12 protein-coding genes are annotated in these 12,847 nt (G+C 47.5%); 6 read left to right on the top strand and 6 right to left on the bottom strand.

Going from position 1 to position 12,847, the window contains the following annotated elements; all coding sequences use genetic code 11:
* Positions 1-40 precede the first annotated feature (40 nt).
* A complete protein-coding gene (locus SPL68_RS12495; RefSeq protein ID WP_323815495.1) occupies positions 41-1,462 on the bottom strand; it encodes a glycosyl hydrolase in 1,422 nt (473 codons plus the stop codon).
* 267 nt (positions 1,463-1,729) lie between these two features.
* Between SPL68_RS12495 and prfB the strand changes: the two genes are divergently transcribed.
* The 3 genes from prfB to SPL68_RS12480 all read left to right on the top strand — a co-directional run bounded on the left by prfB (position 1,730) and on the right by SPL68_RS12480 (position 6,438).
* A protein-coding gene (prfB, locus tag SPL68_RS12490; RefSeq protein WP_323815494.1) for a peptide chain release factor 2 occupies positions 1,730-2,825 on the top strand; the annotation gives its coding sequence in 2 pieces (ribosomal slippage) (positions 1,730-1,801 and positions 1,803-2,825; 1,095 coding nt in all).
* 61 nt (positions 2,826-2,886) lie between these two features.
* A complete protein-coding gene (gene lysS, locus SPL68_RS12485; protein WP_323815493.1) occupies positions 2,887-4,383 on the top strand; it encodes a lysine--tRNA ligase in 1,497 nt (498 codons plus the stop codon).
* Between the two features lie 396 nt (positions 4,384-4,779).
* Positions 4,780-6,438: a glycosyl hydrolase family 18 protein gene (locus SPL68_RS12480; RefSeq protein WP_323815492.1), complete on the top strand. Its 1,659-nt coding sequence runs from the start codon at positions 4,780-4,782 to the stop codon at positions 6,436-6,438.
* 81 nt (positions 6,439-6,519) lie between these two features.
* On the opposite strand, the gene SPL68_RS12475 is transcribed toward SPL68_RS12480, so the two are convergent.
* Complete coding sequence (locus SPL68_RS12475; RefSeq protein ID WP_323815491.1) at positions 6,520-7,374, bottom strand: RluA family pseudouridine synthase; 855 nt, start codon at positions 7,372-7,374, stop codon at positions 6,520-6,522.
* A gap of 28 nt (positions 7,375-7,402) precedes the next feature.
* On the opposite strand from SPL68_RS12475, the gene SPL68_RS12470 reads away from it, so the two are divergent.
* Both SPL68_RS12470 and SPL68_RS12465 read left to right on the top strand, forming a co-directional pair.
* Positions 7,403-7,936 (top strand): YaeQ family protein, encoded by a 534-nt coding sequence (locus SPL68_RS12470; RefSeq protein ID WP_323815490.1) that lies wholly within the window; start codon positions 7,403-7,405, stop codon positions 7,934-7,936.
* Positions 7,937-8,116: 180 nt separating this feature from the next.
* Positions 8,117-9,055, top strand: a complete 939-nt coding sequence (locus SPL68_RS12465; protein ID WP_323815489.1) for a YidC/Oxa1 family insertase periplasmic-domain containing protein — start codon at positions 8,117-8,119, stop codon at positions 9,053-9,055.
* Positions 9,056-9,069: 14 nt separating this feature from the next.
* On the opposite strand, the gene ylqF is transcribed toward SPL68_RS12465, so the two are convergent.
* Together ylqF and SPL68_RS12455 are read right to left on the bottom strand one after the other, a co-directional pair.
* Complete coding sequence (ylqF, locus tag SPL68_RS12460) at positions 9,070-10,008, bottom strand: ribosome biogenesis GTPase YlqF (RefSeq protein WP_323815488.1); 939 nt, start codon at positions 10,006-10,008, stop codon at positions 9,070-9,072.
* A 19-nt stretch (positions 10,009-10,027) separates the two neighbouring features.
* Positions 10,028-10,345 carry a hypothetical protein gene (locus tag SPL68_RS12455; RefSeq protein ID WP_323815487.1) on the bottom strand — a complete coding sequence of 106 codons (318 nt, stop codon included), beginning with the start codon at positions 10,343-10,345 and terminating at the stop codon, positions 10,028-10,030.
* A 129-nt stretch (positions 10,346-10,474) separates the two neighbouring features.
* On the opposite strand from SPL68_RS12455, the gene SPL68_RS12450 reads away from it, so the two are divergent.
* The gene (locus tag SPL68_RS12450) at positions 10,475-11,686 is read left to right on the top strand and encodes a sugar efflux transporter (protein ID WP_323815486.1); all 1,212 of its coding nucleotides are present in this window, start codon (positions 10,475-10,477) and stop codon (positions 11,684-11,686) included.
* A gap of 26 nt (positions 11,687-11,712) precedes the next feature.
* On the opposite strand, the gene SPL68_RS12445 is transcribed toward SPL68_RS12450, so the two are convergent.
* Both SPL68_RS12445 and SPL68_RS12440 read right to left on the bottom strand, forming a co-directional pair.
* Entirely contained in the window at positions 11,713-12,375 is a 663-nt protein-coding gene (locus SPL68_RS12445) for a hypothetical protein (RefSeq protein WP_323815485.1), read from the bottom strand.
* A gap of 49 nt (positions 12,376-12,424) precedes the next feature.
* A complete protein-coding gene (locus SPL68_RS12440) occupies positions 12,425-12,844 on the bottom strand; it encodes a DNA polymerase III subunit chi (protein WP_323815484.1) in 420 nt (139 codons plus the stop codon).
* Positions 12,845-12,847 lie beyond the last annotated feature (3 nt).

Below are 12,847 nucleotides of genomic sequence, written 5' to 3'. Positions count from 1 at the left end.
TGCCCCTTAGGGGGGCATTTTTTTTGGGTTTTAATTTGAATTAATTTGCCTGTGTGAGATTCGGCAATTCATCCAACGTAATCATATTGGTATGGTTGTACACCTTGATTTTGTGCGCGCTGGTGTTGTAGTAATCGCCACTCCAGAAATTGTCTTTATGAGTGCTGGATTCCAACGTGGTTTCATTAAAGTTGCCGTCGTTCCATGTCATAAACCACAGCCACCAAGCGTTATCCGTTGCCATCTTGTCCGGGTCGGGAATGTAGCTATTTTCACTCAAGGCTATTAATTTATTTTCTGCAGAATATTTGCGTGCTTGAGTGTAAGTGGCGACTTGCGACTTATAGGTCTTGTTGTCGGTATTGTCGTAAATATCGTGGCTGATTACATCGACCACATCATCACCCGGATACCAAGCTGCACTTTGGCCATTCCATACCCACAATAAATTGTGCAGGCCGTGATAATTTACCAAGCGGTCATACATATGGCGCCATAACAAAATTTGCGCGTAAGCTTGCGGCGCAGCGTCAGTGCGAGTGCGTCCCCACCAGAACCAGCCACTGCCATCGTTGCCTGAGGCTTCATGCAATGGGCGCCAAAGTACAGGCACATCGGCATCGCGTAATTTTTTTAACTCAATGGCGATTAAGTCGATACCCGCGTTGATTTGCGTGTAAGCCGCACTGTTGGTATCCAGCGCGCCATCCTTTATCGGGATCTGAAAGGCGGTGTCAGCGGTATAAAAGTGCGCATTGTTAACATCCGCTGTGTTCAGCTTGGATGGATCGCGCCAATGCCAGGCAAAACTCACCAAACCGCCTTTGGCAGAGTAGGCGATGGCCTCTTCGGTCTGCTGACGACCTTCCGCCCAATTAGCGGTCATGCCGTAGTTCATAAAGTCATAACCCATCAGAGCTGGGTATTTTCCTGTGTCAGCGTGTACACGCTCAGCCATATCTATCGTATCTTTCCAGGTTAGATCTTGCTGGCCTGTGAGTGTGGATTTCCCCCAAATACTGCGCAGGTAGGTGTAGAGCGCGCGGGTTTTGCTGGTTGCATTGGTATCAACGGGCGTATCGCGGCCAGCAATAATGGGTAGGTTAGTGCGATTGGCTGGGCAGAAACTGGTTGCTATGCAATAGCTGCCATTTTCATAATCCCATCCCATTTGGTTTTGGGTGCACATAGACCAGGATTTACCATCGACCTGACAGTTACTGGCTGTGCTGCTGGACGAGATAACTGAACTGATACTGGCCGCATTTGAGCTTGGTGCACTTGAGCTATGTATGCTTGAAATTGGGATGCTTGAGCTGGAAGAAACGGCCTGACTGCTAGCAGTACCGGGTGTGGGGTTGCTGTTTCCGCCGCTTCCACCTCCGCCGCCACAAGCCGAAAGGGTAATTGCCAAAACTGCGGACAAGGAAAATGAACAAAAAGGTAATGACGAATACTTCATGGGTTCTCCAGGTTTTTATATTTATCTGCGAGATTTATAAATGTTGTAGTAAACCGATGTAATCGGTTACTCGCAGTCTACAGATGTAACCGTTTTCACGGAAGCCTGTCGCGGAAATAATCTTGCTAGTCGATTGATCTGCTTATCTATGAGTGAATTTATACTGCTTTACAGTGATTTGGCCTGATCCCTCTATCTCATGTAGAATGCGCGCCTCGCTTTTTCTGCCTGATTCAGGCCTAAACCCGGATTAAATTACGCATCATCATGGAAATTAACCCCTTATTGCTTGCCCTTAAAGACCTGACTGAGCGCACCAATGTGCTTAGGGGGTATCTTTGACTACGATCTCAAAAAAGAACGCCTAGCCGAAGTTGAGTTAGATCTCGGTGAACCCAGTGTTTGGGAAAATCCAGAGCGCGCCCAAGCTCTCGGACGCGAACGCTCAGCCTTGGAGATGGTGGTAAAAACCATCGATGATCTCGATAGTGGCGTTGCTGATTCGCGCGAATTGTTGGATATGGCGGTAGAGGAAGATGATGAATCCATGGTGGCTGATGTTGAAGCCGAATTGGATCGTCTGGACAAGCAATTAGGTGTGTTGGAATTCCGTCGCATGTTCTCGGGTGAAACCGATGCGAACAATGCCTATCTGGATATTCAATCCGGTTCGGGCGGTACTGAGGCGCAAGACTGGGCTGAAATTGTCCTGCGTATGTATCTGCGCTGGGGCGAAGCCAAAGGTTTCAAAGTCACCTTGGAAGAAGTTTCTGCGGGCGATGTGGCGGGTATTAAAAGTGCGACCATTTATTTTGAAGGCGAGTACGCCTTTGGTTGGTTGCGCACTGAAACCGGTGTTCATCGTTTAGTGCGTAAGTCGCCGTTTGACTCCGGCAATCGTCGCCACACTTCTTTCTGTTCCGTATTTGTATCGCCAGAGATTGATGACAATATCGAAATTGATATCAATCCCGCTGACTTGCGTATCGATACTTATCGTGCAAGTGGTGCGGGTGGTCAGCACGTTAACAAAACCGATTCCGCGATTCGTATTACGCACATTCCGAGCGGAATTGTGGTGCAGTGCCAGAACGAGCGTTCGCAACACGCCAACCGCGACAAGGCTTACAAAATGCTGCGTGCAAAAATGTACGAGCAGGAAATGCAAAAGCGCAACGCTGAAAAACAAGCGATGGAAGATAACAAGTCTGACATCGGCTGGGGCAGTCAAATCCGCTCCTACGTATTGGATGACTCGCGTATTAAAGACCTGCGTACTGGCGTACAAACCTCTAATACTCAAGCCGTGTTAGATGGTGATTTGGATCAATTTATTGTCGAAAGCTTAAAGGCCGGTCTGTAATTTTTAGCAGCCCAACTATCTATTTTAAATTCAACTTTTTAATTCAACTTTAGTGAAGACTATGAGCAACGAAAATCAATCTGCACAAACAGAAGCACAGGATGAGAACAAACTGATTGCCGAGCGCCGCCATAAGCTGGCTGCAATCCGTGAGAAGGGCAATGCCTTCCCAAATGATTTCCGTCGCGCTGATAAAAGTGTGGATTTACAGGCTGTTTTTGGTGAAAAAACTAAAGAAGAGTTGGAAGCGGCTAATCACGTGGTGAGCGTTGCTGGTCGCATCATGGCTAAACGTGGCCCATTTATGGTGCTGCAAGATGGCGATGGCTCCATCCAGCTTTATGCTGACAAAGCTGCACAAGAAGTAATTAAAGATAAGTGGGGCTTGTGGGATATCGGCGATATCGTTGGTGTAAAAGGTGCGCTGCATAAATCTGGCAAAGGCGATTTGTACGTGAACTTGGAGGAGTATCAATTGCTCACCAAATCTTTGCGTCCGCTGCCGGATAAATATCACGGCCTGAGCGATCAGGAAATTCGCTATCGTCAGCGTTATGTTGACCTGATTGTTAACCCGGAAGTGCGTGACACTTTCCGCTTGCGCTCACAATGCATTAGCTTTATTCGCAACTACATGAGTGGCTGCGGCTTTATGGAAGTTGAAACTCCAATGCTGCACGTAATTCCTGGTGGCGCTTCTGCAAAACCATTTATTACTCACCACAATGCGCTGGATATGGATATGTTTTTGCGTATCGCGCCAGAGCTGTATTTGAAGCGTTTGGTAGTTGGCGGTTTTGAGCGAGTGTTTGAAATTAACCGCAACTTCCGTAACGAAGGTGTTTCAACTCGTCACAATCCAGAATTCACTATGATGGAATTCTACCAAGCATACGCCGACTACAAAGATCTGATGGATTTGACCGAAGACTTGCTGCGTAAGCTGTGCGTTGAAGTAACTGGCAGCACTGTTTTGAAATACCAAACCAGTGAATACGATTTCGGTAAACCATTTGCGCGCATGTCGGTATTTGATTCTGTATTGCACTACAACCCGCAAATTACTCGCGAACAATTAAGCACCATTGAAGGTGCAACCAAAGCGGCGAAAGATTTGGGTATTGAAGTTAAAGATTCTTACGGTCTGGGCAAAATTCATATCGAAATTTTTGAAGAGACAGTTGAGCATAAGCTCGATCAACCAACCTTCATTACCGAATATCCAATTGAAGTTTCACCTCTTGCGCGTCGCAACGATGAGAACCCTGCGGTTACTGACCGCTTTGAATTCTTTATTGGCGGTCGCGAGTTGGCGAATGGTTTCTCTGAGTTGAATGACGCAGAAGACCAAGCTGAGCGCTTTATGCAGCAAGTTCGTGAAAAAGATGCAGGCGACGATGAAGCTATGCACTATGACGCTGACTTCGTTCGTGCATTGGAATACGGTTTGCCACCAACAGCAGGCGAGGGGATTGGTATCGACCGTCTGATTATGCTGTTTGCCAATGCGCCATCAATTCGCGATGTTTTGCTCTTCCCGCATATGCGCCCTGAGTAATTATCAGGTTGTTGAAGATAGCGCCCTAGTGGCGCTATTTTTTTATCTGGATGTTTACCAGAATCAAAAACTTGAAAATCTTTTAGATCCAAAATGTTAGATGTGTCGCGTTTTTATATTTCAGTTGCTTGATTTGTATAAAAGATGTACTTACTCTCATCGGCAGTCGTTTGTCTGATGTAAGTTTGTCCTCCCTCCTGTATTTGATTCCCTTGTTTGATGTTGTTTTGCTAGTTGGGGATTGGTTCAGGTGCAAATGACAACGTTGACAATCGCTAATCGGCGAATATAAAAGGTGCCAGCCTTATGCAGCAACCAGTGACGGTGAGAGTCTTGTTGCTATTCGTCAGTCGTATTTTCTTAAGAATTCATAATGAAAAGAGGGTAGAAACGTCGATGAAAAAAATAATCTCGATGGGAGCACTCATCAGTGCGTCCCTGATATCAACCGAAGCATTTGCAGTGGATTGCTCAGGCTTGGCGCAATGGAACAGCAGCACTATTTACACTCAAGGTAACAAGGTTCAGCACTTGAGCCGTGGTTATACCGCTAACTACTGGACACAAGCGAACAATCCAGCTACCTCATCTGGTCAGTGGCAGCATTGGACTGATAATGGTACTTGTGATGGCGCTACTTCTAGCGTTTCTTCCAGCTCCAGCGTCGCACCTAGCTCTTCCAGTGTGCCGAGCAGCTCATCACGTCCATCCAGTTCATCTGTGCAAAGCAGTAGTGTTGTTTCATCAGTAGCCAGTGTTGGTAGTTGCCCCGCGTTTGTTGCAGGTACTACTTACGCTGCTGGTGCCGTTGTTACTAATGCGGGTGGCGCTTACACCTGTCAGGTTCCAGGCTGGTGCTCTTCTACTGCGGCTTGGGCCTATGCACCGGGTACTGGTAGTTACTGGCAACAGGCTTGGACTGCTGGCGGAAACTGTTCTGCGACCAGCTCGTCTGTAGTGAGCAGTTCTCGCTCAAGTTCCAGCTCTAGCAGTGTAATTTCTTCAAGCAGTTCATCGATTGTTAGCAGCTCCAGCGTGCCATCCAGCAGCAGTAGCAGTTCAGTGGCAACGGACAATGGTCGCGACTTGGTGGGTTACTGGGAAAACTGGCACTGGCCGTTAGAAGTACCGGCATCGATTCCAAATTACACTGTGTTGAACATTTCTTTCCCGTCAATTAATTCAGATGGTTCGCTCTTTTTGGGTAATGAAGGTGGGGTTCAAAATAATCCAACTGCGGCGCAAATTGCTGCGGCAAAAGCACAAGGCAAGCGCGTGTTGTTATCGATTGGCGGCGCTAATGCGACTTTCGTGTTGAACAGCCAAGCACAGGAAGATAACTTCGTTAATTCGTTTATTGCGATTAAAGATCAATTTGGTTTGGACGGTATCGACATCGATACTGAAAAAGGCCTGCACACTAACCCGAATGCACAAATCAATTTGACCAGCCCGCAATATTCAGCGGATTACCTTGCGCGTGCAATCAAGCGTTTGAAAGCGCGTTACGGTTCCAGCTTCCTGTTGACTATGGCTCCGGAAACGGCTCACACCATAGGTGCGAATTTGCCCGGTAACTGGTTGGGGCAATACAATTGGGGCGTGTACTTGCCGTTGATTAACGCACTGCGCGATGACATTAGCTGGATTCAAATGCAGTACTACAACACCGGTTCTATGCCAGGTAAAAATGGTCAGTTCTATAACTCTGCCACTCAAGATGGTTTGGTTGCCTGGACTGAAGCCTTGATTGAAGGTTTCCAAATTGGCAGCACCGGCGTGAGCTACCTTGGATTGCCTGCTAATAAGGTGATCATTGGTTTGCCGGCATCAACTGCGCCAAGTGCAGCAGGTAGTGGTTATACCAACCCGACTGTTGTGAAAGCGGCGATGCGTTGCTTGCGCTCAGGTGATTGCGGTACCGGTTATAAGCCTGCAAAAATCTATCCGGATTTGCGCGGAATTATGGCTTGGTCTACTTGGGAAGATTATGTAACTGGCTATGCGTTCTCTAATGGTCTGAAGGCCTGTGCATTACAAAACCAATGTAATTAATGGCTAAATAAAAAAGCCCTGCTCATTGCAAAATGAGCAGGGCTTTTTGTTTTTGCGTCGATGTATTTTTTTATCTGTTTGCTAGCTGAATTGTAATTCAGTGGGCAATTCAACAATAACGGATTGCTTGGTATTGGGGCAGGTGAATTCGAGTCGATAAGCTAATAACTGTAAACCGGCAGATGCTTTGGTTCCGTAGAGTTTATCACCCACAATCGGGTGGCCGATGTTGGCTAGATGGCGACGTATTTGATGTTTGCGCCCGGTTTCAATGTGGATATCTAACAGCGATTTATTATCGGTCGAACGAATTTTTTTGATGTGAGTGATGGCCGATTTTCCATCGAGATCATTATTGAGTGTTAATTCCGTTGCGGGTAATTCGCCGTGGTCAACAACCCAGGCTTGATAAAATTTTCGCATGTCGCGCGCTTGGAAGAGTGCCGATAATTTTGCCGCGCTTTGGCTGTTGTGGGCGAGGATGATTAAGCCCATCGCATCGGCATCCAATCGATGTACTAAAAAACACTCGCGCTGACGCTGACCATCTTTAGGTTGGCCATTCACTTCAACCCACCGTAAAATGCTGCAGTGATCGCCCCATTGTGACCCCTGCGAAAGCATGCCTGCCGGTTTAAACCAAATGCTGTAATTATTGCCATCATAAATTTGCGTGGCGGTGCCGGGTTTGCGTGCGAGCACTTGCTCGTCGTAAAAGAACTGAATTTTTGAACCTTTGTTCAGCACTTTTGTGGCGCGGCGTAAGCGCAGGGTTTTACCTTTGAGTGCCCACCAGACTGCGCCTTTGTTCATCGCATCTTTAATGCGCTGCTTGGACAATCCTGTTCCTTCGGCCAATAAATCCAGTGCGGTTTGTTCGGCTTGGGTGACAGTGAATTCAAATTTTTGCGGTATTTCAAAAGAAGTATCAGACATTTTTTAGCGTTGAATAAGTGAGAAAATTGTGGCTCTGAAGGCAAGTATCTATAAAGCAAACCTGAGCGTATCGGATATGGATCGCAATGTATTTGGCGATTTCAATCTAACTGTCGCGCTGCATCCATCGGAAACGGTTGAGCGCATGATGGTGCGTATTCTAGCCTTTTGTTATCGCGCTGCGGAAAATTTAACCTTCACCAAAGGTTTGTCCTCTATGGATGAGCCTGATTTATGGTTAAAGCACGATAACGGCACTATTTTGGAATGGATTGAAGTAGGGCAGCCAACACCTGAGCGGCTGAAAAAAGCATCAGGGCAATCGCAAGCCGTGAAGGTATTTACTTATGGGCGCGGTATGGATGTTTGGTGGAAATCCAATAGCGCAGCGATTCGCGCACTACCGAAAGTCAGCATTCATTATTTTGCTGCCGATGAGTTGCAAAGCCTGACGGCACTTGCCGATAAAACCATGAATCTCACAGTGACGATTACCGAGTCTATCGCCTATGTTTCCAGTGCTGCGGGCGATATCACCATCAGCTTGCGCGAGATGGAATAATCGCAGGTGCATATAGGGGATAGGTTATTTACTTTGCTTTACTCGGCTTTACGTCTGACAAATGGTCGCTGCCACCAAAAGTGAGTACACTTGAATACCGTAAAAAAGCCGTAACTTGAATGCCCGCAAGGGCTTTACCCTAATGGCGACCAGCATTCCGCTAGAGGATCACGATAGACAATGAGAGAGCGCTTTTCCCTGATCGCATTTTTGGCCATTTGCTTGGCTATATCCGGATGCGGCAATAATAGTCAGGATGCGGCTTCCTTGCCTGAGTTCTGTAAACAAGATGGTTCGCGGCTGTACATTAAACAAGGCAAAATCCGTATGGAGATAATGCCCAAAATCGCCGCACGTATTTCATCCCTTCAATATGCCGGCCATGAGTTTCTGGTGACTGATGCCGATCAAAGTGCGATTACCGATTGGGGCACTGTGTTGTGGTCAAGCCCGCAAGCTGAGTGGCAATGGCCGCCCATAGATACGCTTGATAGCAAACCCTACACCTTGGGTACTGAAGAAGATCGCTTGGTATTAACCAGTGGAATCGACCCCAAAACCGGCTATCAATTTACCAAAACCTATATGCCTGCTGGTGATGATCGCATCGCAGTGACTTATCGCATTACCAATCACAGTGCACAAACAAAAAAAGTTGCCCCCTTGGAAGTGACTCGTTTGCCACCGCGCGGCAGTTTGTTTTATCCGGCGGGTGACACCGAAGTAACCAGCGGGATTTTTTATCCGCTCAATGTGCAAGCTATTGGCGATTTAACCTGGTACGACTACGACGCGAAAAAAATTCGCACTGATCACCACAAGTCGATGCAAGATGGCAAAGAGGGTTGGGTTGCATATGTTGATAAAAATTACCTGCTGGTAAAAGAATTTGTGGATACCCCTGCATCAGGTATTGCAGATGGTGAGCGTGAAATTGAACTCTTTACCCATGTCGAGCATATTTTTATTGAGATGAAACAGCAGGGCGCTAGTGTTGAATTAGCGCCGGGCGAGCATTTGGATTGGACAGTAATTTGGCATGTGAAAAAGTTGCCAGATGAGTTGGCTGAATCCCATGATCCTCTGGCAGTGGCCAGTTATGTACGCAGTCTGCTGTAAATAAAAAAATCGCCCTAGCGGCGATTTTTTTTGGTTTTTAGTCGGCGAATCCGATCTGCCTCTTCTTTTTCTATCCGCTTTTTTTCATCTGCTTCTTTCGCTTCAGCAACTTCCTGTTGAGTCATCTCCGGGGTTTCCCAGCTAATCGGCCCGAGTAAGCCGCCACGCAATTCGGTAATTAATATCGAAGACACTTTTTGGATTTCTACTCCGCCGCCTTTGCGTGTGCAGCCGCGTTTTATCCCGATCGCATCCAATAATTCCACATCGGTTTCTGGCAGTTCGTCTAATCCGTAACGCTTCTTGAGTGCTTCGGGATAAGCTTTTAATAGGTATTCAGCGGCGTAGAGAGCGATATCGGCATAATCAAATACGGTGTCTTTGATTGCACCGGTAATGGCAAGGCGATAACCGCAGGATGGTGGCGATAATTTCGGCCACAAAAATCCGGGGGTATCGGTTAATAAAATGCCGTTCTCCAATTTAATTTTTTGTTGCGCCTTGGTGACACCTGCCTCGTTGCCGGTTTTGGCAATCACTCGCCCGGCAAGGGTGTTGATAATGGTCGATTTACCCACGTTGGGGATGCCCATAATCATTGCGCGCGCGGGGCGCAATTCGCGCTGGCGTTCGCTCACCAAACTGGTACATACATTTAACAGATTGCGAATTTGCTCGGGGCGCTGTTGGCTCACTGGCAGGGCTTTCACGCCTGCTTCCTGCTCCATCTTTTCAACCCACAGTGCGGTCGTCGCCGGGTCGGCTAAATCGGCTTTGTTGAGCAATTTGATTAATGGAGTGTCGCCGCGCAGCGCGGGAACCAATGGGTTTTCACTGGAGAAAGGAATGCGGGCATCGATAACTTCAATCACTACATCCACATGAGGCATTACTTCCGCAATTTCTTTGCGGGCCTTGTGCATGTGGCCAGGGAACCAATTAATTGTTGACATGATTTACTCGGTGGGAATGTTAAAAATGGTCCAGCTTTTCGCTTGCATCAAAGTGATGTAGCAGTAGGCACTCTTCATCGGTTTCACCTTCGCATATGGCGACGGAAACTGGTGCGATTCGTGCGGAGTATTCGGGATCTTTGTACAGGGATTCATTCAGCGCTTGCCACAAAGGGGCAGGGAACTCGGTAAAAAAATTGAAGCTCAGATAGAGCTTGCCCTTTTCTTCGATTGCATCCACTTCCGGCGAGCGAATGTTGCGGACTCGCTGCAAAAACGCCTCGCGATCAAATTCTCGGCTGTATTTAGGTTGTATTTGAATGCTAATGCACTGCATAGGGCGATCCTCTGGGCGGTTGCGGCGATTATACAGAAAGACTCTAGTCATCAGGCTGAATAAGTCTGCCTATTGCCTGTAATCGGTTTCAGCTATGATGCGGCTTTATCTTTTCTGCTGGTAATTCGTGTGTCATCTCCTTTATTTCGCCCCATCGCTTTGGGCTTATATCTATTATTTTTTACCGCTGGTGTTGTTGGTGCGCTGGTATTGCCTACGTTTAGTTTGTTTCTGGCTAAAGAGATAGGCGCGCGCCCGCTCTTGGTGGGGTTGGCGTTTGCGGGCATCGCCTTGTCCAGTATTGCGTACAACCACTGGTTGGGACATTGGTCTGATAAGTTGGCGGATCGCCGTCCCTTGGTGATTGCTTGTTGTTTGCTCGGCACTCTCGCGTGTGTGATTTTTGCGTTATCGCGTAATTATTGGCTGGTGGCGATTACGGCGGTTTTACTGCTGAGCTTATCGATGGTCTCTTTTTCGCAAATCATGGCTTACAGTCTTGATTACGCCGAAGCAGAAATCCCCGGCGAGCGTATTCCCCTATTTAACGCAATCATGCGCGCGCAAATTGCTTTTGCTTGGGTGGCCGGCCCACCCGCAGGATTTTTACTTGCCACCTATTTTGGTTTTGATGTGAGTTATAGCGTTGCTGGTATTTTGTATGTGTTAGTTGCTGCCGCAAGTATCAAGCTGATGCCACGTTTGACGCAAAAAAATAATCTGCGTGAGTGTGCCGCGGATCAACCTGTTTTACCGCCGCTTGCGCCCACGATTAAACAATCCCTTTGGTTGTGTGCGATTGCCTTCTCGTTATTTTGGGGAGTGAATAACGCCTATCTGATTAGTTTGCCGATTCACCTCAAAGACAACTTGCATTTGGATACGCAGTGGATGGGCTGGGTGATGGGTACCACCGCCGCACTGGAAGTTCCGTTTATGCTGTTGGCTGGTTACTACGCCAGCCGTTTTCCGTTGATTAACTTAATTCGTTGTGCAGGTATTGCCGCACTGTTGTTATACGCAGGCGTTTATTGGGCAACTGAATTGTGGCATTTGTTTGTGCTGCAAATTTTCAACGCGATTTTTATTGGCGTGCTAGCAGGATTAGGTGTTTCAGTGATTCAGGATTTAATGCCGGGGCGCTCAGGCGGTGCGTCAGCGCTTTACACCAATACCACGCACATCGGCAATTTAATGAGTAGTTTGATGGTGGGCTTGGTGGCCGATTATTACGGCTACCATCAGGTCTTTCTGGTTAATATCCTGCTGGTATTTTTTGCACTTTGGGTGTTTGGAAAAGTGAAAACATCGCGCGATTTAGCTTGTGCGAATCAACAATAATTTTTGAGGACTAAGTTTGTACAGGCTTAGTCCTCATCCTCATTGAGCAGTTTTTCCAAATCTTCCACGCTCATCGCAAACAAGCGCTGGCGCAACTCCCGCTCCAGTTGCGGCATGATACTGAGCATCACCTCTTCAACCAAATACTGGCGCGGCTTATTGGTTTTGTGCGCGATATTTTTTGTTGAGTTGATAATTTTTTTAGCAGTTTCGTATTCAAACAGCGGCGGTGGGTTGTTGCCGTGCAGGCGTTCGCGAATGTGTTGGGGTAAAAAAGGATTCTCACCGCTGGCTTTGGCAAGCGGGCGATTCTCTGTTGTAAGTGGTTGTGGCTGTGGTTGTGATTGTGGTTGGGTAGGAACACGATAGGGATTGGGAGTGTTCGGTGCGGCCGCTGCTGCCGGCGCAACGGGTTTGATATTAAGTTGATCAACGATTTTCGCAATTGGTGATGATGACTCATCAAACAATGAACCTTGCCCGGGTAAAACCGATTCGTGGCGGTTGGTGAGTACGGGTGGTTCTATGTGATCGTCATCAGTTTGAGCATCGCTAAAGCGCTCAAGCTGTGCGTCAAGCCTACTCTCCATGTCCTGCAGAATAGGTATGTGGTCTTCTTCCAGTAATAATCCTTTTATCGATTCAAGTTCCTGCAATATTTCGGCTTTGGTTTTATTCGTATTGGCCATGCTGGGTACCTGTTATTGCAATTTTTCTGTTAGCGCAATTTCAATATCGTCATATTTTTCGGGTTTCAATCGGATAGCCGCGGCTTTTGTAAAAGCTATAACGCTCGCGGCTGGATGCCAAGCTTTGCTGCTCTTGCACGACTACTTCACTTAACCGCTCAAAGCGGCTGAAGTAGGCGGGCGTGGTCTTGCTCAAGTTAAGCAATAAACCCTGATGATCGCCAGCATCCGCCGTGAATGTGATTTCTACCGGTGCAGGTTTGCCGCCGTTGATCAGTTGGTGCGGAATAAAACTCTCGGGCTTGAACGTCCAGAGCAGTTCGTCGAAGGCGCGCGCGTCAGCTTCTGTATCCATCGCCACTAGTACGCGCATGCCCATACGTTGCACTTTGTCGATCAGGCGGCAGGCAAACAACCAGCGGGCTTCGCTGGTTGCTTCCGGCAGTATGTAAAAATCAACTTTGGTCACGCG

Source organism: Cellvibrio chitinivorans (assembly GCF_035117775.1).
Classification (GTDB): Bacteria; Pseudomonadota; Gammaproteobacteria; order Pseudomonadales; family Cellvibrionaceae; genus Cellvibrio; species Cellvibrio chitinivorans.
The sequence above is the reverse complement of the archived record's forward strand: the minus strand, read 5'-3'. Positions and strand labels throughout refer to the sequence as shown.

Bases quoted from the DNA above. Each gene is read 5' to 3' on its own strand.
- SPL68_RS12465 (WP_323815489.1), top strand. From the start codon at position 8,117: ATGAGAGAGCGCTTTTCCCTGATCGCATTTTTGGCCATTTGCTTGGCT.
- SPL68_RS12495 (WP_323815495.1), bottom strand. From the start codon at position 1,462: ATGAAGTATTCGTCATTACCTTTTTGTTCATTTTCCTTGTCCGCAGTT.
- ylqF (WP_323815488.1), bottom strand. From the start codon at position 10,008: ATGTCAACAATTAATTGGTTCCCTGGCCACATGCACAAGGCCCGCAAA.
- lysS (WP_323815493.1), top strand. From the start codon at position 2,887: ATGAGCAACGAAAATCAATCTGCACAAACAGAAGCACAGGATGAGAAC.
- SPL68_RS12445 (WP_323815485.1), bottom strand. From the start codon at position 12,375: ATGGCCAATACGAATAAAACCAAAGCCGAAATATTGCAGGAACTTGAA.
- SPL68_RS12455 (WP_323815487.1), bottom strand. From the start codon at position 10,345: ATGCAGTGCATTAGCATTCAAATACAACCTAAATACAGCCGAGAATTT.
- SPL68_RS12475 (WP_323815491.1), bottom strand. From the start codon at position 7,374: ATGTCTGATACTTCTTTTGAAATACCGCAAAAATTTGAATTCACTGTC.
- SPL68_RS12480 (WP_323815492.1), top strand. From the start codon at position 4,780: ATGAAAAAAATAATCTCGATGGGAGCACTCATCAGTGCGTCCCTGATA.